General features: G+C 71.0%; 15 protein-coding genes. 9 read left to right on the forward strand and 6 right to left on the reverse strand.

Translation table 11 applies throughout. The annotated features are described in order from the left end of the window. Positions 1–257: 257 nt before the first annotated feature. Positions 258–944 (reverse strand): hypothetical protein, encoded by a 687-nt coding sequence (locus ACLQ3F_RS27810; protein ID WP_425852398.1) that lies wholly within the window; start codon positions 942–944, stop codon positions 258–260. A 69-nt stretch (positions 945–1013) separates the two neighbouring features. On the opposite strand from ACLQ3F_RS27810, the gene ACLQ3F_RS27815 reads away from it, so the two are divergent. From ACLQ3F_RS27815 to ACLQ3F_RS27825, 3 genes are read left to right on the forward strand one after another with little or no spacing between them, the layout of a single operon-like run. Continuing rightward, a complete protein-coding gene (locus tag ACLQ3F_RS27815; RefSeq protein ID WP_357207475.1) occupies positions 1014–3632 on the forward strand; it encodes a valine--tRNA ligase in 2619 nt (872 codons plus the stop codon). After that, positions 3629–4963, forward strand: a complete 1335-nt coding sequence (locus ACLQ3F_RS27820) for a bifunctional folylpolyglutamate synthase/dihydrofolate synthase (RefSeq protein WP_357207471.1) — start codon at positions 3629–3631, stop codon at positions 4961–4963. The genes ACLQ3F_RS27815 and ACLQ3F_RS27820 overlap by 4 nt, the downstream gene beginning before the upstream one ends. Next, positions 4960–5394, forward strand: a complete 435-nt coding sequence (locus ACLQ3F_RS27825) for a DUF4233 domain-containing protein (RefSeq protein ID WP_393222814.1) — start codon at positions 4960–4962, stop codon at positions 5392–5394. The genes ACLQ3F_RS27820 and ACLQ3F_RS27825 overlap by 4 nt, the downstream gene beginning before the upstream one ends. A gap of 32 nt (positions 5395–5426) precedes the next feature. On the opposite strand, the gene ACLQ3F_RS27830 is transcribed toward ACLQ3F_RS27825, so the two are convergent. Next, a complete protein-coding gene (locus tag ACLQ3F_RS27830) occupies positions 5427–6890 on the reverse strand; it encodes a VOC family protein (RefSeq protein WP_425852401.1) in 1464 nt (487 codons plus the stop codon). 141 nt (positions 6891–7031) lie between these two features. On the opposite strand from ACLQ3F_RS27830, the gene ndk reads away from it, so the two are divergent. After that, the gene (gene ndk / locus ACLQ3F_RS27835; protein ID WP_425852404.1) at positions 7032–7457 is read left to right on the forward strand and encodes a nucleoside-diphosphate kinase; all 426 of its coding nucleotides are present in this window, start codon (positions 7032–7034) and stop codon (positions 7455–7457) included. Positions 7458–7494: 37 nt separating this feature from the next. On the opposite strand, the gene sigJ is transcribed toward ndk, so the two are convergent. The 3 genes from sigJ to ACLQ3F_RS27850 form a co-directional block, all read right to left on the reverse strand. After that, a complete protein-coding gene (sigJ, locus tag ACLQ3F_RS27840) occupies positions 7495–8373 on the reverse strand; it encodes an RNA polymerase sigma factor SigJ (protein WP_425852406.1) in 879 nt (292 codons plus the stop codon). Next, the gene (locus ACLQ3F_RS27845; RefSeq protein ID WP_425852597.1) at positions 8370–8801 is read right to left on the reverse strand and encodes a carboxymuconolactone decarboxylase family protein; all 432 of its coding nucleotides are present in this window, start codon (positions 8799–8801) and stop codon (positions 8370–8372) included. Before ACLQ3F_RS27845 ends, sigJ begins: the two co-directional genes overlap by 4 nt. A 371-nt stretch (positions 8802–9172) precedes the next feature. Continuing rightward, entirely contained in the window at positions 9173–10192 is a 1020-nt protein-coding gene (locus ACLQ3F_RS27850) for an ArsR family transcriptional regulator (protein ID WP_425852407.1), read from the reverse strand. 308 nt (positions 10193–10500) lie between these two features. Here ACLQ3F_RS27850 and ileS point away from each other — a divergent pair, with 308 nt between their 5' ends. Continuing rightward, positions 10501–13671 (forward strand): isoleucine--tRNA ligase, encoded by a 3171-nt coding sequence (gene ileS / locus ACLQ3F_RS27855; protein ID WP_425852409.1) that lies wholly within the window; start codon positions 10501–10503, stop codon positions 13669–13671. Between the two features lie 105 nt (positions 13672–13776). Beyond that, positions 13777–14466 (forward strand): lysophospholipid acyltransferase family protein, encoded by a 690-nt coding sequence (locus tag ACLQ3F_RS27860; protein ID WP_355009324.1) that lies wholly within the window; start codon positions 13777–13779, stop codon positions 14464–14466. A gap of 39 nt (positions 14467–14505) precedes the next feature. Here ACLQ3F_RS27860 and ACLQ3F_RS27865 read toward each other — a convergent pair whose 3' ends face one another. Then, positions 14506–15843, reverse strand: coding sequence for a hypothetical protein (locus ACLQ3F_RS27865; protein WP_425852411.1), 1338 nt, complete (start codon positions 15841–15843; stop codon positions 14506–14508). 107 nt (positions 15844–15950) lie between these two features. Here ACLQ3F_RS27865 and ACLQ3F_RS27870 point away from each other — a divergent pair, with 107 nt between their 5' ends. The 3 genes from ACLQ3F_RS27870 to ACLQ3F_RS27880 all read left to right on the forward strand — a co-directional run bounded on the left by ACLQ3F_RS27870 (position 15951) and on the right by ACLQ3F_RS27880 (position 20205). Continuing rightward, on the forward strand, positions 15951–18005 hold the full coding sequence (locus tag ACLQ3F_RS27870; RefSeq protein ID WP_357195358.1) for a TIGR03960 family B12-binding radical SAM protein: 2055 nt from the start codon (positions 15951–15953) through the stop codon (positions 18003–18005). Positions 18006–18266: 261 nt separating this feature from the next. After that, on the forward strand, positions 18267–18707 hold the full coding sequence (locus tag ACLQ3F_RS27875) for a hypothetical protein (protein WP_357195360.1): 441 nt from the start codon (positions 18267–18269) through the stop codon (positions 18705–18707). Positions 18708–18717: 10 nt separating this feature from the next. Then, positions 18718–20205 carry a hypothetical protein gene (locus tag ACLQ3F_RS27880; RefSeq protein ID WP_425852412.1) on the forward strand — a complete coding sequence of 496 codons (1488 nt, stop codon included), beginning with the start codon at positions 18718–18720 and terminating at the stop codon, positions 20203–20205.

The raw sequence follows: 20205 nt of genomic DNA on the forward strand, positions 1-20205 counted from the left end.
AGCGCCGATGGTACTGCACTCGTGAGGGTGTGGGAGAGTAGGACGCCGCCGGACAATCTTCCAGAGAAGCCCACCCCGATTCGGGGTGGGCTTCTCTGCGTCTCCCCCTTTTTTCCGGGGGTCATCAGGGTCCCTGAACCCGGAGACCCGTCAAGGTCACGCTCGATCCTGGTTGTAGTGGTTTCGCGGTGTGTGGAGACCACTACATCCAGGATGTTGCACGATCTTGCGGCCGGCGGGGCAGCCCGCGTACTCGCTCAGTTTCGGGTCTGCATGCCGGCGCGGAGGTTGCGCAGCAGGCCGCCGGCGTCGCTGACCGACCGGCCCGGGAACATCGCCATGACCACGCTGCCGTGGTCGGCCCAGCCGCACACCGCGAAGTCCCCGCCCTCGCCGCTGGTGCTGCCACACTTCAGGACCCCGCCGAAGTCACCCGCGGGCAGCTCCCGCAGACCGTTCACCGCACCGGTCTCGTCCGACATCAGGCGGAAGAGGCTGTCCAGGTCCCGTTCCGGCTGCCAGAGCAGGGTGGTGCCCCCGAAGATGAGCACTGAGCGCTTGTCGTCGGCCGGGTCGCGGTAGACGGTGCCGAAACTGCGGTCCAGTTCGATGTTCGCCGCCAGGCCGCTGCGGAGATAGTCGGCCGTGCTCTTCGCCCGCTCGCTGTCGTCGCGAGTCAGACCCGCCACCCGATCGGGTGAGGCCAGTTGGGTGTCCTTCTGCTGCGCCACCCGCCACCCACCGACACCAAGAACGCCGGCACCGGCGAGACCGACCACCAGCGCGACCGTCCAACCGATCTTGCGTCGGCGTGACCAACCGCTGGACCGCTCGTCGGGGTCGCCTCCGGAGTCCCGGGTGCTCAGCTGGATCGGCTCTTCGGTGAGCTCGACCGGCTCGCGGCCGCCGTCGCGCGACCGCTCGGTGAGATGTGCGTCGGACATAGCCGACACCGTACGCGAACGGCAGGTGGCGCACGTCAGGTCTGCGGAAGCCCTCCGTAGACTTGTCCGGTGACCGAGAGACTGGATGCCCAACGCCCCGACGCCCCGACCCTTGCCGGCCAGTACCAGCCCGGTGAGGTAGAGCAGCGACGGTACGAGCAGTGGGTAGCCGGCGGGCACTTCCGGGCCTCCGCCGACAGCGACAAGCCCCCATTCACCATCGTCATCCCGCCGCCGAACGTCACCGGCTCGCTGCACATGGGCCACGCGTTCGAGCACACGCTGATGGACGCGTTGACCCGGCGTAAGCGGATGCAGGGCTTCGAGGCGCTGTGGCTGCCGGGCATGGACCACGCCGGCATCGCCACCCAGAACCTGGTCGAGCGTCAGCTCGCCGCCGAAGGGCTGTCCCGGCACGATCTCGGTCGCGAGAAGTTCGTCGAGCGGGTCTGGCAGTGGAAGGCCGAGTCCGGTGGCGCCATCCTCGGCCAGATGCGTCGCCTCGGCGACTCCGTCGACTGGGACCGCGAGCGCTTCACCATGGACGAGGGGCTGACCCGCGCCGTCCAGACGATCTTCAAGAAGCTCTTCGACGACGGTCTGATCTACCGGGCCAACCGGATCATCAACTGGTGTCCGCGCTGCCTCACGGCGCTCTCCGACATCGAGGTCGAGCACACCGACGACGACGGCGAGCTGATCTCGATCCGCTACAGCGACGAGGTCGTGGTGGCCACCACCCGGGCCGAGACGATGCTCGGCGACACCGCCGTGGCGGTGCACCCCGACGACGAGCGCTACCAGCACCTGATCGGCACCGAGGTCGAGCTGCCGTTGACCGGTCGCCGGATCCCGATCGTCGCCGACGCGCACGTCGACCCGTCCTTCGGCACCGGCATGGTGAAGGTGACGCCGGCCCACGACCCGAACGACTTCGAGATCGGCCAGCGGCACGACCTGCCCGCGCTGACAGTGATGGACGAGCGCGGCGTGATCACCGTGCCCGGCCCGTTCGAGGGGTTGGACCGGTTCGAGGCGCGGCCGGCGATCGTGGCAGCGCTGCGGGAGCAGGGCCGGATCGTCGCCGAGAAGCGTCCGTACGTGCACGCGGTCGGGCACTGCTCACGGTGCAAGACCACCGTCGAGCCGCGGCTGTCGCTGCAGTGGTTCGTCAACACCGCCCCGCTGGCCCAGGCCGCGGGTGACGCGGTGCGTGACGGCCGGGTCCGCATCGAGCCGGCCGAGCTGGCCAAGCGCTACTTCGCCTGGGTCGACAACATGCACGACTGGTGCATCTCCCGGCAGCTGTGGTGGGGGCACCGCATCCCGGTCTGGTACGGCCCGGCGGGTGAGATCGTCTGCGTCGGCCCCGACGAGGCGCCGCCAGCCGGCGAGGGCTGGCACCAGGACGAGGACGTCCTGGACACCTGGTTCTCCAGCGGCCTGTGGCCGTTCTCCACCCTGGGCTGGCCCGAGCAGACCCCGGACCTGGCGAAGTTCTACCCGACCAGCGTGCTGGTGACCGGGTACGACATCCTGTTCTTCTGGGTCGCCCGGATGATGATGTTCGGCCTCTACGCGATGGACGGCCGCCCGCCCTTCGACGTGGTAGCGCTGCACGGCATGGTGCGCGACCAGTTCGGCAAGAAGATGTCGAAGTCGTTCGGCAACGTGGTCGACCCATTGGACTGGATCGACCGGTACGGCGCCGACGCCACCCGGTTCACCCTGGCGCGGGGCGCGAACCCCGGCCAGGACGTCCCGGTCAGCGAGGAGTGGTGCCAGGGCTCCCGCAACTTCTGCAACAAGCTCTGGAACGCCACCCGGTTCGCCCTGATGAACGGCGCGCACACCACTGGTGACCTGCCCCCCACCGAGCAGCTCTCCACCGTCGACCGGTGGATCCTGTCCCGGTTGGCGCACGTCACCGCCGAGGTCGACGAGCAGTTCGAGGCGTACGAGTTCGCCAAGGTGTGCGACCTGCTCTACCACTTCGCCTGGGACGACGTCTGCGACTGGTACGTCGAGCTGAGCAAGCCGGTGCTCGCCGAGGGCGGTGAGCGCGCGGAGGCCAGCCGTCGGGTGCTCGGGCACGTGCTCGACCAGCTGCTGCGGCTGCTGCACCCGGTCATTCCGTTCGTCACCGAGGAGCTGTGGCTCGCGTTGACCGGCGGCGAGACGGTGCAGGCGGCCGCCTGGCCGGTGGCCGACCGGTCGCTGGTCGACGACGCCGCCGAGGCCGAGCTGGTCGGCGTTCAGCGGGTGGTCACCGAGATCCGCCGGTTCCGTTCCGACCAGGGGCTGCGCCCCACGCAGCGGGTGGCTGCCCGACTGGACGGGCTGTCCGGCGCGGGTATCGCTGCCCACGAGCCGCTGATCCGCTCGCTGGTCCGGTTGGATCCGGCCGGTGACGACTTCCAGGCCAGCGCCACGTTGGCCATGCCCGGCGCGGTCGGTGTCGCGTTGGACACCCGGGGGTCGATCGACGTGGCGGCCGAGCGGGCCCGGCTGACGAAGGACCGCGCGGCAGCCGAGAAGGAGGTCGCGCAGGCCCGGGCGAAGCTCGACAACCCTGCCTTCATCGGCAAGGCCCCCGAGCCGGTGGTCGCGAAGATTCGCGGCCGGCTCGCCACCGCCGAGGCCGACCTGGTCCGGATCGACGCTGCTCTGGAGACACTGCCCTCGTGACCGACCGTACCGAATTCGCCGCCGTCGAGGCCGAGCTGAACGCCCGTGGCTTCACCCGCATGGTCTTCGAGCTGGACCGGATCGAGTCGCTGCTCGACCTGCTCGGCAGCCCGCAGCGGGCGTACCCGGCGATCCACCTGACCGGCACCAACGGCAAGACCTCAACCGCGCGGATGATCGACTCGCTGTTGCGGGCGCACGGCCTGCACACCGGGCGGTACACCAGCCCGCACCTGGAGACCGTCCGGGAGCGGATCAGCCTGGACGGGGAGCCGGTCAGCGAGGAGCGGTTCGCCTCGGTGTACCGGGAGATCAAACCGCTGGCTGAGCTGGTCGACGCGCGGTCGGACGAGCCGCTGACGTACTTCGACATGACCACCGCGCTGGCGTTCGCCACCTTCGCCGACGCGCCGGTCGACATCGCGGTGGTCGAGGTTGGCCTCGGCGGGGCGGAGGACGCCACGAACGTCCTCCAGGCCGGGGTCTGTGTGATCACCCCGATCGGGCTGGACCACACCGAGTGGCTCGGTGACACGATCCAGGACATCGCGCTGGCGAAGGCCGGCATCATCCACCCGGGGGCCACCGTGATCTCGGCGGCCCAGGAGGAGGAGGCCGCCGGTCCCCTCCTCGACCGGTGCGCCGAGGTCGGGGCCACCATCGCCCGGGAGGGCGGTGAGTTCGGCGTGCTGGGTCGGGCGGTCGCGGTCGGCGGTCAGGTGCTCACCCTCCAGGGGCTGGGTGGCGTCTACGACGACGTGTTCATTCCGCTGCACGGTGCCCACCAGGCGCAGAACGCGGCCATGGCGCTTGCCGCCGTGGAGGCGTTCCTGGGCGCCGGGGCTCGACGTCAGCTGGACATCGAGGCGGTCCGCGAGGGCTTCGCCTCAACCAGCTCCCCGGGTCGGTTGGAGCGGGTCCGTAACGCCCCGACCATCCTGCTGGACGGTGCGCACAACCCGCACGGCATGAAGGCCACCGTCACCGCGCTCCAGGAGGAGTTCGCGTTCAGCAAGCTGGTGGCCGTCATCGGCGTACTGGCCGACAAGGACGCCGAGGCGTTGTTGGAGCTGTTGGAGCCGGTGGTCGACCAGGTGGTGGTCACCCGCAACAGCTCGCCACGGGCGATGCCGGTGGAGGAACTCGCGGCGCTGGCCGAGGAGATCTTCGGCGATGAGCGGGTGGACTCGGCCGAGGAGATGCCGGACGCCATCGAGTTGGCGGTGGCGTTGGCCGAGGAGGACGTCCCCGGTGAGCTGAGCGGGGTCGGGGTGCTGGTCACCGGGTCCGTGGTGACGGTCGCCGACGCGCGCCGGCTGCTGAAGCGATGACCAGCCCGGAGCGGGACCCGCACCCCACCGAGGACCCGACCGGCCCGCCGGTCGGGCAGCCGGTGGGGGAGGAACCCACGGCCGGGCAGCCGCGACGCTCCGGGTTGCGCAACCCGGAGCGGGCGGTACGCGGTCTCGGTGCTGGCACGCTCAGCCTGGAGGCGCTGGTGCTGTTGCTGGCGATCCAGCCGATCCGGGTGGTCGGCGGTGACCTCGGCGGTGCCGCGATCGGTGCGGTGGTGGCACTGGCGGTGGCCGCCGTGGTGCTCGCCGGCATGATGCGTCGGCAGTGGGCCTGGAACGCCGGCACCGTGCTCCAGGGGCTGCTGTTGCTGGGCGGTCTGCTGCACTGGTCACTGCTCGGGCTGGGCATCATCTTCGCCCTGGTCTGGGCGTACGCGTTGCACGTCCGCCGCGTCATTCTCGGCTGACGGCGGACCCGGCCGGCGCTAGGCGGGCCGGGTCAGGCGTCGGCGCGTTCGCGCCACTGGGTGAGCGCGACGCCGTGGCCATCCGGGTCGCGGAAGGCCGCCGCCCACCCCTCCAGCTTGGTGCCCCGGTTGACCACCCGGGGCGCGTACGTGAAGCGGACGCCCGACTCGCGCAACCGCTCGTACGCCGCCTCGATGTCGCTCACCTCAAGGTTGACGTGCACGAGCCGGCGGCTGATGGGCGCCGCCCCGGTCACCTCGCGCAGGACGATCCGGGTCGCCCCGGACGCCAGGACGGCGTTGTGGGCACCCTGGTCGACCTCGCTGAAGCCGAGCACGTCGCGGTAGAAGTTGAGCGACCGCTGAAGGTCGGTGACCAGCAGGGTGAGGCCCACCCCGCTGATCGGTGCGGCCGGGTCCGTGCCCGAGCCGGCGTCGAACCCGAAGATCGCCTGGTCCAGTTCCTCGTCGGTCACTGTCGTGCGTGCGGCCCCAGCCGGTGAGGGATCGTCCAGCGGAAGATCGAGTGGGTCCAGCGGGTCGGGAGTGCCCGGGCCGGAGCGCTGCGCGGGCGGCGGGTCGAAGCGCTGCGCGCTGGGCGGGTCGACGGGGTCCTCGGCGGGCGGGGCACTCGCGCCGCTCGCCTGCGAAGCGTCGAACCGGTCGGCGGCGGGCTCGTCGAAGCGCTCTTCGGCGGGCGGGCGCGGCGCCGGAGTGGTTGCCCGTCGGGGCAGCCCACCGGCCTGCGGCTCGACGACCACGCCCTCCAACACCACAGGGCCACCCGGGCTCTGGTGCATCACCACGGGCTCGCGTTCCTCGGGCACGACGCCCGGCTCGTCGCGCCGGAGGTCGTCGCGCGAAGGGTCGGTGCGCAGCGGGTCACCGAGCGGGTCGCGGAACGGGTCACCGGCCGGGTCCCGGAACGGGTCACCGACCGGGTCGCGGAAGTCGTCGTCGGGTGCGCGGTCGGCCCACGGCGGCGCGTCCTGCTGGATCAACAGCTCGTCCACCGGCTCCGCGTCGGCGAACTCCGGCGGAAGATCGGCGACGGCAGCGGCGGTCTCGGCATGGGTGAGCACCTCGTCCCAGAGGACCTTGACGTGCCGCTGGTCGTCCAACGCGACCCGGATCGGCAGGGTCTGGCCCAGCGACGGCCACTTGGAGACCGGCACCCTCGGCTCAATGATCTTCTTGGACCGCGGCGGCAGACCAGGGGCGTCGATCACCAGTTGCAGTTCGCAGCGGCCGAACGCGTACTGGGTGGGTGGTTCGGAGGCGCTGTGCACGTGCCCGACGCCGACGACCCACGTGCGACCGCCGCCGCGTACGGTCGCCAGCGCGATCGCCAGCACCAGCAGGGCGACCCCCAGAGCCACGATGGCCCAACTCGTCATGCCGAGCCCGAACAGGACGACGAACGTGGCAACGGTGCCCAGCACCGCGCCGATCAGCTTGCGTACCGGCGCGATGGGTCGGTTCCCGCCATTCGCCACAGTGGACCTCCCGGGGTCAGGACCAGGCTAGGCCGGATCGGCCACCGGGGGAAAGACCGGCCGCCGCGCCGGTGTCGGGACCGGGTCGCTAGGCTGACCGTACCGATCCCAAGCGTTCATCGCGTACAGGAGGAACCCAGCGTGTCCACCAACAGCCCGGATGAGCGCAGCCTCGTTCTGATCAAGCCCGACGCGGTCCGCCGCGGCCTGGTCGGCGAGGTCCTCTCCCGCTTCGAGCGCAAGGGGCTGCGGATCGACGCGATGGCGCACCGGACGATGGATGCCGCGCTGGCCGACGAGCACTACGCCGAGCACGTCGACAAGGCGTTCTACCCGCCGCTGAAGGACTTCATGACCGGCGGCCCGCTGGTCGCCCTGGTGCTCTCCGGCGACCAGGTCATCGACGTGGTCCGCGGGCTGGTCGGCGCCACCGACGGACGCAAGGCCGCCGCCGGCACCATCCGGGGTGACCTGTCGCTGTCCAACCGGGAGAACCTGGTGCACGCCTCCGACTCGACTGACAGCGCCAAGCGCGAGATCGCGCTCTGGTTCCCCGAGCTGGGCTGACGCCCACCGGCCCGGGGTCGACCGACGACATCCGGCTTCAGCCGACCGCCGGCACCTTCGCCGGGTTGCCGACCACGTAGATCCCGGTGATCCGTCCGTCGGCCGCGGCGATGGTCAGCGTGTACCGACTGCCGTCGGCGCGGGTGATCAGCATCGCCGGTTCCCCGTTGAGCTCCACCGGATCCATCGCCACTCGGTGACGCGGGCCGTAGACCCCGGCGTAGAACCGGGCGATCCGGTCGGCGCCGCTGACCGGGTTGAGGGCGGCCCGCACCCGACCGCCGCCGTCGTTCCAGGCGGTGGCGTCGGCGGCCACCAGGTCGGTGAGCCTCGCCAGGTCACCGTCGCGGGCCGCGGCGAGGAACGCGTCCAGCAGCCGCTCCCGCTCCGGGCGGCTGGCGGTGAACCGACGCTGCTCCTGCCGTACCCGCGCGGTCGCCCGGTGGTACAGCTGCCGACAGCCGGCGACGGACCGCTCCAGTATCTCGGCGATCTCCGCGTACGGCAGGTCGAAGGCCGTGTGCAGGACGTACACCGCCCGCTCCGGCGGGGTGAGCCGCTCCAGGACGTGCAGCAACGCGGTGGAGAGCGAGTCGCGTAGCTCCACCCGGTCCAACGGCCCGAACGGCGAGGGCGCGGTCGGCACCGGCTCGGGCAGCCACGTCCCGACGTACGTCTCGCGGGCCGCCTGCCGCGCGCGCAGCCGGTCCAGTGCCAACCGGCTGACCACCCTGGACAGGTACCGGCGTGGCTCCTCGACCCGGGCCCGGTCCACACCGAGCCAGCGCAGGTACGCCTCCTGGAGCACGTCCTCCGCGTCGTGCCGGCTGCCGAGCAGGCGGTACGCGAGACCGAGCAGCATCGGCCGGTGCGCCTCGAGCGCACCGGCCGCCTCCGCTGCCGCCTCGGTTGTCACGCCTGGGCTGGAGGCTCCAGCCGCATCGTCACCCCGATCCGATTCCACACGTTGATTGTGGCAATCGCGATGACGAGGTCGGCCAGTTCCTTCTCCGACCAGACCTTTGCGGCGTCATCCCACACCTCGTCCGGCACCCCGTGCTCGCCGAGCCGGGTGACCGCGTCGGTGAGGGCCAGCGCGGCCCGCTCCCGCTCGTCGAAGAAGGGAGCCTCCCGCCAGGCGGCTACCGCGAACAGCCGGCGGCTCGACTCGCCGCCGGCGAGCGCGTCCCGGCTGTGCATGTCCACGCAGTACGCGCACCCGTTGATCATCGACGCCCGCAGTTTCACCAGCTCCAGCACTGTGCGGTCGACGTTCGTCTGAACGTACTTCTCCAACCCCAAGACGGCCTTGTACGCCTGCGGCGCGACCTCGGCCGGGTTCATCCGTTGCACGACTACCTCCTGATCGGTCCGACACCGTTACGACGGCCGGGCCGGGCGGGTCGTGACAACCAGGGCTGTGATCCCGCTCATCTCAATGGAGAAGCCTGGATCGGCGGGCCGTCCCCGACCCCCGGTCGATCATGGAGTTGTTGCCACGACACGCCGTCGAGCGAGGCAACAACTCCATGATCAACGGGGGCTGGGTCGGGGATGGGGCCTGCCAGCGCCGTCTGGCCCCGGCAGGCCGAACAGCTCCCCGTTGCCGACCGTCAGGTCGACGCCGCGGTCTGCCCGGACCTTCCGACGCTCGTGATCAGCAGGCTAGAAGTGACGGGTACGGGTGGGAAACGGATTCGGATCGAGCCGAATGCTCAGGCCGAGGCGCTCGTCGGCTCGTCACCGACGAGCTGCACCAGTGCCAGACCGGCCGGTTCCAGGCCGTACAACACCCGCCGGCCCACCCGGCGCCGGTGTACCACGCCGGCGGCCAGCAGCGCGGAGAGCTGCTCCGACACGGTGCTCGGAGCCAGCCCCAACGTGGCCGCGAGGCCCGCGGTGGTGGCTGGCCTCGCCAGCGCCCGCAGCACCTGGGCGCGACCCCGACCGACCAGCACCGCCAGCCGGTCCGTGGCCGGTGTCGTCCGGGCCGCCGAGACCGGCCCACCCTCGGCGAGCACTGCCGCCCCGCGCGCCTGGTAGGAGACGGCGATGATCTCCGGATGGTCGGTGGCGCAGACGAGTGCCCCCTCCGAGAAGATCAAGGGGAGAAGCAGCAGTCGCTGGTTCACCGCCGTGAACTGCTGCTCCGACGGCTTCACCAGGGTCAGCACCGGCTTGTTCCAGCGCACCCGTTCGTGCAGGTTCTCCAGGAGCGCGTCCGGGCCGTACGCGGCGAGCGCCCGGGCCCGATGCAGCACCTCCTCGTCCAGCGCCGCCTGCATCGCCGGCCACCACGGCGCTATGGCCGCGTCCCAGTACGCCTGGATGCCGTCGGCGAGCCGGTCCAGGGCGGCCCGCCGGTCAGTGACGAACGGGCGGAGCCACTCCGGCAGGTCGTCCGGGTGGTAGTAGTGGGGGATCTGCTCGGCGATCACCTCGGCCGGCGTCGCGCGCAGCTCGGCGAGCTGGTCGGCCAGGGTCGGCGCGGCCAACGTGGGGATCGGGCTGAGGAAGTCCGGTGCGGGTAGGCCGATGGTCAGCAGCCGGGCCGGTGCGGTCGCCGGCACGTCGTCGAGCACCCGCCGTGCGTGCCGCGCCCAGGCGGTGTACGGCCAGGGCGCCTCAACCGGATTGCGGTGCAGCAGTAACAGACTGGTCAGCACCTCCCAGAGCGGGCTGGTGGCGATCCGGGTCCGGAGCAGCGTCGGCTCGTCCAACTCGATCCGGATCACCCGGTCAGCCTAGGGTGCCGGCGCGGGCGTTCACTCGGCGGCGGGGCGGTCGGCGGGTCGAGTATCGTTGGACCCCGAAAGGCGATGACCCGGCCATCACCGGTGAGCCTCCGGAAGAACAGCCGGGCAACCGGCCCAGTAGAACCGGACGGGTGCGGCCCGTCACAGCCGACAATGAGCGGGCGGTCGATCCTGACCGCCAAGCGGGGTGGTACCGCGGGCCACCCGGGAGCGCCGTTCCAGGCGTACCCGGAGGTTCGTCCTCGCAGACCCACGTTGAGTGAGCTGCATGAGGAGAGCGACCCCCGATGGCCTATCCGTTGCACGACGCGACCGCCGCCGGTGTTCCGGCGAGCCCGGACCTGCCCGCGGTCGAGCGCCGCGTGCTGGAGCACTGGACGGCTGACAAGACCTTCGAGGCCAGCATCGAGGCCCGCCCCGCCGGCACCGACGGCAAGAACGAGTACGTCTTCTACGACGGCCCGCCGTTCGCCAACGGCCTGCCGCACTACGGTCACCTCTTCACCGGCTACGTCAAGGACGTGGTGCCGCGCTACCAGACCATGCGGGGCCGGCACGTCGAGCGGCGTTTCGGCTGGGACTGTCACGGCCTGCCCGCCGAGGTGGTGGCCGAAAAGCAGCTCGGCATCACCAGCAAGGCGGAGATCATCGACCTGGGCGTGGACCGGTTCAACGAGGCCTGCCGTACCTCGGTGCTGGAGTTCACCCAGGACTGGGAGCGGTACATCAACCGGCAGGCCCGCTGGGTCGACTTCACCAACGACTACAAGACCCTCGACCTGGACTACATGGAAAGCGTCATGTGGGCCTTCAAGACCCTGCACGACAAGGGTCTGATCTACGAGGGCTTCCGGGTGCTGGCGTACTGCTGGCGCTGTGAGACGCCGCTGTCGAACACCGAGACCCGGATGGACGACGTCTACCGGGACCGGCACGACCCCACCCTGTCGGTGTGGTTCGAGCTGACCGCCGACGAGTCCGCACCCGAGCTGCTGCGCGGGCCGGTCAAGCTGGGCGTCTGGACCACCACGCCGTGGACCCTGCCGTCGAACCTGGCGCTCGCCGTCGGGCCCGACATCGAGTACGCGGTGCTCGAACACCGGGGTTCCCCCGACAGCGAGCGCAGTGGCGACCGCTACCTGGTGGGGGCGGCGAGGCTGGCCGCGTACGCCAAGGAGCTGGAGGGCTACGAGCAGGTCGGCTCGGTGTACGGCCGGGACCTGGTCGGACGCCGCTACACGCCGCTGTTCGACTTCCTCGTCGAGCAGGCCGGGGAGAACGCCTACCAGGTGCTCGGCGCGGAGTTCGTCACCACCGAGGACGGCACCGGGATCGTGCACCTGGCCCCGGCCTTCGGTGAGGACGACCAGAACGTCTGCAACGCCGCCGGCATCCCCACCATCGTCACTGTCGACGACCACACCCGGTTCACCGCGCTGGTCCCGCCGTACCAGGGTGAGCAGGTCTTCGACGTCAACAAGCCGGTGATCCGGGAGCTGAAGGACCGGGGGGTGGTGCTCAGGCAGGACACCTACACCCACTCGTACCCGCACTGCTGGCGTTGCGACACCCCGCTGGTCTACAAGGCGGTGTCGTCGTGGTTCGTCGCGGTGACGCAGTTCCGGGACCGGATGGTCGAGCTGAACCAGGAGATCAACTGGACGCCCGGCCACATCAAGGACGGCTCGTTCGGCAAGTGGCTGGCCAACGCCCGGGACTGGTCGATCAGCCGGAACCGGTTCTGGGGCTCGCCGATCCCGGCGTGGAAGTCCGACGACCCGAACTATCCGCGCCTGGACGTCTACGGTTCGCTGGCCGACATCGAGCGGGACTTCGGCGTACGCCTGACCGACCTGCACCGGCCGGCGGTCGACGACCTGGTCCGCCCCAACCCCGACGACCCGACCGGGCAGTCGATGATGCGCCGGGTGCCGGAGGTGCTGGACTGCTGGTTCGAGTCCGGGTCGATGCCGTTCGCCCAGGTGCACTACCCGTTCGAGAACGCCGACTGGTTCGAGCACCACTACCCGGGTGACTTCATCGTCGAGTACATCGGGCAGACCCGTGGTTGGTTCTACACGATGCACGTGCTGGCCACCGCGCTGTTCGACCGGCCGGCGTTCCGTAACTGCCTGAGCCACGGGATCCTGCTCGGCTCGGACGGGCGCAAGATGTCCAAGAGCCTGCGCAACTACCCGGACGTCTACCACGTCTTCGACGCGTACGGCTCGGACGCGATGCGCTGGATGCTGATGTCCTCGCCGGTGCTGCGCGGTGGGGACATGGCGGTCACCGAGGCGGGCATCCGCGACGCCGTCCGGCAGGTGCTGCTGCCGCTGTGGAACGTGTACTACTTCTTCACGCTCTACGCCAACGCCGACGGGTATCAGGCCCGGCGACGTACCGACTCCACCCATCTGCTCGACCGGTACGTGCTGGCGAAGACGAACGAGCTGGTGTCCACTGTCGGCGCGCAGATGGACGCGTACGACATCTCCGGTGCCTGCGCCACCGTCCGGTCCTACCTTGACGCGCTGACCAACTGGTACGTGCGCCGGTCCCGGGACCGGTTCTGGTCCGGTGACGCCAACGCCTTCGACACCCTGTCGACGGTGCTGGAGACGCTCTGTCGCGTGGTGGCGCCGCTCGCGCCGCTGACCGCGGAGGAGATCTGGCGTGGCCTGACCGGGGAGCGTTCGGTGCACCTGACCGACTGGCCCTCGGCGGAGGAGTTCCCGGCCGACCACGATCTGGTCCGCGCGATGGACAACGTTCGGGCGGTCGCCTCGGCGGCGCTGTCGCTGCGCAAGGCCAAGGGGCTGCGGGTGCGACTGCCGCTGTCGACGCTGACAGTGGCCTCGCCGGCCGCGGAGCAGCTGCGGCCGTTCGCCGACCTGGTCGCCGACGAGGTCAACGTGAAGACCGTGGAGTTCAGCGCGGAGCTGTCCGCGTACTGCGAGCAGGTGTTGACTGTGGTTCCCCGGGCGCTCGGCCCACGCGTCGGCAAGCAGGTGCAGCAGGTGATCAAGGCGGTCAAGGCGGGCGAGTGGGAGCTGGTCGACGGCGCCCCGGTGGCCGCCGGCGTCACCCTCGCCGAGGGCGAGTACGAGTTGCGCCTGGTCGCCGCCGACGCCGAGCACTCCGCGCCGCTGCCCGGCGGCGAGGGAGTGGTGGTGCTGGACACCGACGTCACACCGGAACTGGCCGCCGAGGGGCTGGCCCGCGACGTGGTGCGGGTGGTGCAGCAGGCCCGCCGTGACGCCGACCTGGACGTCTCGGACCGGATCGTGGTGTCGGTGTCGGCGTCCGACGAGGTACGAGCGGCGGTGTCGGCGTACGTCGACTTCGTCTCCGCGGAGGTGCTGGCCGACTCGGTCGACTTCGTCGAGGGGCTGGAGGGCTTCGCCGGCGAGGTCGGCGATGGTGAGCGGGTAACGGTGGTCGTCCGCCGGGTATAACGGACCATCGCCAGGGTGCGGGCGCCTCACCACCTCCGTCCGGGAGGTGTGGAGGCGTCCGCTACCGTGACACCGCCTGCTCGCATTTCATCTGCCGGAGGACCAGTGCCGCTGCTCTACACCATCGGCAAGCTGACCGTGGGCCCCACGCTGCGGGTGGCGTTCCGCCCGACCGTGGAGGGTCTGGAACACGTGCCGGAGACCGGCGGCGCGATCTTCGCCGGCAACCACCTCTCGGTGGCCGACGAGTTGTTCCTCGGCACGGTCGTGCCCCGGCACCTGGCTTTCTGGGCCAAGTCGGAATATTTCAACGGCACCGGCGTCAAGGGTGCGATCTCCAAGTTCGTCCTCACCGGCCTGGGTGCGATCCCGGTCGAGCGGGCCGGCGGCCGGGCGGCGCTGTCCGCGTTCGACGCGGCGATCCCGGCGCTCAAGGGCGGTGACCTGGTGGTGGTCTACCCGGAGGGCACCCGCTCGCCGGACGGCAAGCTCTACCGGGGGCGGACCGGCGCGGCCCGGCTGGCGATCTCGGCCGGCGTGCCGATCATCCCGGTCGGCATGATCGGCACGGACAAGGCGCAGCCGATCGGCGCTCGGGTGCCCCGGCCGGGCACTGCCAAGATCACGGTTCGATTCGGCAAGCCGCTGGACTTCACCGGCCGACCGGACGACCGCGCCTCGCTGCGGCAGATGACCGACGAGCTGATGAGCGAGATCCAGAAGCTCACCGGCCAGGAGTACGTGCCCCGCTACGCCCCGCCGCGCGCCCACCCGGACCCGACCCGCGACGCCTGACCCCGCCGGCCGCACCCCGGCCGGGGCCAGGGTGCGGCATCAGCCCCGCTCGGGTTGGACGATCTGGGCGCGCAGGGTCCCCAACAGGTCGGAACTGTCGGCGACGGAGAGTCGGGTGAACACCCCGGTGGCGATGCTGCCGTGGTCGACCGACGTGCATACGACCACGGCGCCACCGTCGGCGCTACCCACCGCGCACCGTTCGTGCCGGCCCCGTACCCCGGTGTCCACGCTCTCCGGGGCACCCAACGCGTACCGATCGGTGAGCCGGCTGATCTCGGCCTCCGCGTCCGACTCCGGGGTCAGCCGGAAACCGGTGCCGCCGAAGACCGTCACCCGCTTGCCGCTCGTCGTGGCGTAGACGCCGGCGAACGTGTCCTCGGCCAGCCAGTTCTCCTTGCGTACCTCGCTCTCCAACTTCTGGGCCGCCTCGGTGCTGCGGCTGTCCTGTCGCAGGCTGAGGTCGTCCACCTGCACGGGCAGGGCCGCGCGCGCCGGGTACTGGGCCGAGATCGGGAACCCGTAGTAGGCGGGGCAGCCACAACAGCAGGCCAGGGTGAGCAGCAGCAGCCACGGCCAGCGGCGTCGTCGGCGGACCGGAACCGGCACGTACCCCTTGGGGGCCTGCCACCCGGGCGGCGGTGATGGCGGTGGCGTGGTGGATCGCCGACCCCGGCGCTGCTTCGGCACCTTCGGCGGCGCGGGTGGTGCGGGTGGCGACATCGGCCGGGCCGGCACCATGGGTCCGATGGCCCGGGTTGCGCCCGGGGCGGCCGGCGGCGGCACCGGGTGCGACGAGGCCGGGGGAACGGGCGGCCCGGACCACTGCCGGGTGTTCCCCGACGAGGCCGGGGGAGCGGGCGGCCCGGACCACTGCCGGGTGTCCGGCGGCGTCGGATACGACATCGTGGGCGGCAGCGGGGGCAGTTCGGCGGAGGGCAGGTCCCAGCCGCCGGTGTCCACGCCGGCCCACGGGTCGACCGGGGTCTGGTCCTCCGGCGGCCCGGCGGCCACCGGCGGGAGAGGGGTCGGCTCGGCCGACTCGCCCCAGGCCGCTCGGCGGGGCAGCGGGGGTGGAACCGGGGCCGAACCACTCCACCTGGGCGCCGGGACCTCCGAGGCCGGGACCTCCGCGGTCGGGGCAGGCTCCGGTTGGTCCGGCTGGTCCGGCGGTTCTGGCTGGTCCGAGTGGTCCGAGGGTTCTGGCTGGTCCGAGGGGTCCGGCTGGTCCGAGGGGTCCGGCTGGTCCGAGGGTTCCGGCTGCTCCGGGGGTACGGGTGGGGAGGTCGGCTCGTCGGCGACCGTCCGGTCCCGCTCCGGCTCCGCGCCCGGGGTGCTCCCGTCGGCCGGCTGTGCTCCCGGCTGGGTCTCCGGCATCGCGGCAATCTCCTCTCGCGCCGAACCGAGGTTAGTACCGCGCCGCCACCCCCGCCGATCGGGCGTGCGCGCGATCGGCGGCGGACGAACGCGTACCCTTGGGCATCATGAGTGCCCCGTCCACGAGCCCGCACGCGGCCGCGACCAACTCTCGCGACGACTCCAGCTCGGCCCGTCCGACGCCGCGCGTCGGCTCGGAGCCGTCGGTCTGGCCCCAGCTCGAGCCGCTGCTGCCCCAGATCTCCAAGCCCATCCAGTACGTCGGGGGCGAGTTGGGTGCGGTGACGAAGGACTGGGACGCGGCGACCGTGCGTTGGGCGCTGATGTATCCCGACGCCTACGAGGTGGGTCTGCCCAACCAGGGCGTGCAGATCCTCTACGAGGTGCTCAACGAGCTGCCCGACACCCTCGCCGAGCGGACGTACGCGGTCTGGCCGGACCTGGAGACGCTGATGCGCACGCACGGCGTGCCGCAGTTCACCGTCGACGCGCACCGGTCGGTGCGCGGGTTCGACGTGTTCGGCATCTCCTTCTCCACCGAGCTGGGTTACACGAACATGCTCACCGCGATCGACCTGGCCGGCATCCCGCTGCTGGCCGCCGACCGCACCGACGCCGACCCGGTGATCGTGGCCGGCGGGCACGCCGCGTTCAACCCGGAGCCGATCGCCGACTTCATCGACGCCGCGGTGCTGGGCGACGGCGAGGAGGCGGTCCTGGAGATCACCGCGATCGTCCGGGAGTGGAAGGCTGAGGGCTCGCCGGGCGGCCGCGACGAGCTGCTGCTGCGGCTGGCCCGCACCGAGAGCGTCTACGTGCCGCGCTTCTACGACGTCGACTACCTGCCGGACGGCCGGATCCAGCGGGTCGTACCGAACCGGGCGGACGTGCCGTTCCGGGTGCACAAGCGCACGACGATGGACCTGGACGCCTGGCCGTACCCGAAGAAGCCCCTCGTGCCGTTGGCCGAGACGGTGCACGAGCGGTACGCGGTGGAGATCTTCCGGGGTTGCACCAGGGGTTGCCGGTTCTGCCAGGCCGGGATGATCACCCGTCCGGTTCGGGAGCGGTCGATCACCACTGTCGCGCAGATGGTCCGTGAGGGCCTGGAGTTCTCCGGCTTCTCCGAGGTCGGCCTGCTGTCGCTCTCCTCGGCGGACCACTCCGAGATCGGCGACATGTGCTCGGGCCTCGCCCAGCAGTACGAGGGCACGAACGTCTCGCTGTCGCTGCCCTCGACCCGGGTGGACGCCTTCAACATCGACCTCGCGCAGGAGCTGTCCCGCAACGGGCGGCGTACCGGCCTGACCTTCGCCCCGGAGGGCGGGTCGGAGCGGATCCGCAAGGTCATCAACAAGATGGTGTCGAAGGAAGACCTGATCCGTACGGTCGTCACCGCGTACACCAACGGGTGGCGGCAGGTGAAGCTCTACTTCATGTGCGGCCTGCCCACCGAGACCGACGAGGACGTCCTCGAGATCGCCGAGATGGCCCACGAGGTGATCAGGGCCGGCCGGGCCGCGACCGGCTCCAAGGACATCCGCTGCACGGTCTCCATCGGCGGGTTCGTGCCGAAGCCGCACACCCCGTTCCAGTGGGCCGCGATGGACCGTCCGGAGGTCATCGACCATCGGCTCAAGATCCTCAAGCAGGCCATCAACGCGGACCGTTCGCTGGGCCGGGCCATCGGCTACCGCTACCACGACGGCGAGCCGTCGCTCATCGAAGGGCTGCTCTCCCGGGGTGACCGCCGGGTCGGCTCGGTCATCCGCAAGGTCTGGGAGAACGGCGGCCGGTTCGACGGGTGGAGCGAGCACTTCTCGTACCAGCGCTGGGTGCAGGCTGCGGCCGAGACGCTGCCCGCGTTCGGGGTGGACCTCGACTGGTACACCACCCGTCAGCGCGACGAGCTGGAGGTCCTGCCCTGGGACCACCTCGACTCGGGCCTCGACAAGGACTGGCTCTGGCAGGACTGGCAGGACGCGTTCAGCGAGTTCGAGCAGGACGACTGCCGGTGGACGCCCTGCTTCGACTGCGGCGTCTGCCCATCGATGGACACCGAGATCCAGATCGGCCCCACCGGTAAGAAGCTGCTGCCGCTCACCCCGCTGGGCGGCAACGGCATGAAGGTCCCGTCGGGTCACTCGCACTCGCACCCCTGACCGCGCCGCAGTGAGGTAGCGCCGGCTGGCGCTGACCCGCCACCCTCCACATCCGACATGTCGCCCAACGGGTCCGCGTCTCGCGGGCCCGTTGGCGTTGTTCGGGCTCGGCCCGTCCGGTGGCCCGCGCCGAACCGTCCACGAGATCGGCCGTCATCTGTACCACGTGCTGGTGGCTGGGGCTGCCTCGACTAGGTCAGACTCGATACGCTGCGTCTGACATGGACCGACCCGGCGGGTCGGGGACGGGGGAGGAATCGCATGGGTAGCATCCCGCCGCCGAGCATCGGCGATCTGCACGTCAGCGTCGAGGACCTGGACGCCGCCGCCACATACGTCGAGCGGCTCCGGCAGTACATCGACGACACCATCAAGTACGAGATGGAACGCATCAAGACGCGGATGAAGGGCGACAGCAACAACGCCCAGGCCGTCCCCGGCGGCACGCCGTTCGGCGCGTACGAGGACGCCGTCATGCAGTGGCGGGCCCTGGAGGCGTCAACGGTGAACATGGAAGCGCACCTCAACGCCCTCTCCCAGAAGCTCGCCGCGCTCAAGGAAGGCACCGAGGAGATCGCCAAGGCGTTCCGCGACACCGAGGCGCGCAACGGCGCCAACGGCAAGGAGATCGAGCGGCTGCTGGAGTCGGCGGCCCCGCCGCCCACTGCCAGCGGCGCGCCCACCTACCCGTACACGGCCTGAGGGGGACGTCATGGCTGGAGGAACCTGGGAGCGGTGCGTCCGTGAGGTGACGCTCTCCGCGGACCCGGAAACGGTCGGATCGGTCGGAGCGGGCTGGAGCAACCTCTCCAGCGGCCTGCAACAGCTGCGGGACGCGCTCGTCGGTCGCTCGTTCGTCGGCCCGATCGCGACCGGCCAGGAGCGCCCGCACGTCGGCGGGCTGCCCGGGATGCTCGCCGGTTGGAAGGGCGGCGGTGGTGACGCGTACCGCGAGCACCTGGGCAAGATAGGCAAGCAGATCGAGGATCTCATCACCGACGCGACCAACGTCAGTGGCGCGTTGACGCGGATCGAGGGCGACATCCGCAAGTCGGTCTCCACGATCCCGATTCCGCTGATGGACGACTTCGGCTTCAACGAGTGGAGCCTGCCCAACGGCACCGAGCTCGACGATGCCCGCGACGGCGAGAGCTCGTCGGGGTTCCTCGCCGCGCTGCGCAAGGACTACCAGAGCAACCCCGGCTCGTACGCCGACGGCGCGTTCCGGGACAAGGCCGACGACCTGGAAGCGACGATGAAGGTCGACGGCCAGGCCGGTGACCAGAAGCGGGGCGGCTGGTGGGACACCGGAGCCCACCTGGACAACTGGTACCGGGACAATCAGAACGCTGCGAACACGGCGATGGCACCGCTGCCCCAGGCCGTCTATACGGAGCGCCCCAAGCTCACCGTCAACAGCCCGGAAAAAGTGGTCATAGAGGACGATCTTCGTCGGGACCCCCGGGTCCCGCCCTCGGGGCGGCCCGACATCAGTGGTGGCGAATTCGGCGGGAAGCCCGACATCGGTGGTGGCGGCCCCACGATCGGCAGCAGGCCGCCGGGCATCGGTGACACGGGCGGTCCGACGTCCACCGTCGACCCGTTCAACCCGACCAAGCCCGGTGGGCTTGGCGAGGGCTCGCCCACCGGCGGCACGGGTCAGTTCACACCCCCGTCGACGGGCTCCGGCTTGCCAGGCTACGCGGACGGCGACGCTGGCTACAGCAGTGGTCTGGCTGGCGCCACCCCGGGCGGCGTCGGTGGATTGGGTGGTGGCATCGGCGGCGGCGGGGTCGGCAGCGCCGGTCTCGGTGGCGCCGGCGGTGGTTTCGGCGGCGGTGCCGGCGTCGGCTCGGCCGGCGGGATCGGCGGCGGTGCCGGCGGTGGCCTGGGCGGCGGTGCCGGGATCGGCGTGGGCGGCATCCCCGGCATGGTGGGTGGCGGCAACGGAAAACTGCCGCCGATGACGAGCGCGGCGAACGCGTTGCGCACCGCCCAGGCCGCCGGCGGCGCCGGGATGGCGGGCGGCGCGCGTGGTGCCGGCGTCGGCGGTGCCGGAATGATGGGCGGCGGCATGATGGGCGGCGCGGGTGGTGCCGGGCACGGTGGCGGCACCGGCTCCGAGCACTCGTCGTGGTTGACTGAGGATGACGATCCGTGGGGCCCTGGTGACGGGGCGTCCCCGGGTGTCCTTCGATGA

The sequence above is a fragment of the Micromonospora sp. DT15 genome, assembly GCF_049841475.1.
GTDB lineage: Bacteria > Actinomycetota > Actinomycetes > Mycobacteriales > Micromonosporaceae > Micromonospora.

Coding starts and splice junctions, on each gene's coding strand:
- ACLQ3F_RS27825 (WP_393222814.1), top strand. CDS start 4,960: ATGACCAGCCCGGAGCGGGACCCGCACCCCACCGAGGACCCGACCGGC.
- ACLQ3F_RS27845 (WP_425852597.1), bottom strand. CDS start 8,801: ATGAACCCGGCCGAGGTCGCGCCGCAGGCGTACAAGGCCGTCTTGGGG.
- ACLQ3F_RS27870 (WP_357195358.1), top strand. CDS start 15,951: ATGAGTGCCCCGTCCACGAGCCCGCACGCGGCCGCGACCAACTCTCGC.
- ACLQ3F_RS27865 (WP_425852411.1), bottom strand. CDS start 15,843: ATGCCGGAGACCCAGCCGGGAGCACAGCCGGCCGACGGGAGCACCCCG.
- ACLQ3F_RS27875 (WP_357195360.1), top strand. CDS start 18,267: ATGGGTAGCATCCCGCCGCCGAGCATCGGCGATCTGCACGTCAGCGTC.
- ileS (WP_425852409.1), top strand. CDS start 10,501: ATGGCCTATCCGTTGCACGACGCGACCGCCGCCGGTGTTCCGGCGAGC.
- ACLQ3F_RS27810 (WP_425852398.1), bottom strand. CDS start 944: ATGTCCGACGCACATCTCACCGAGCGGTCGCGCGACGGCGGCCGCGAG.
- ACLQ3F_RS27880 (WP_425852412.1), top strand. CDS start 18,718: ATGGCTGGAGGAACCTGGGAGCGGTGCGTCCGTGAGGTGACGCTCTCC.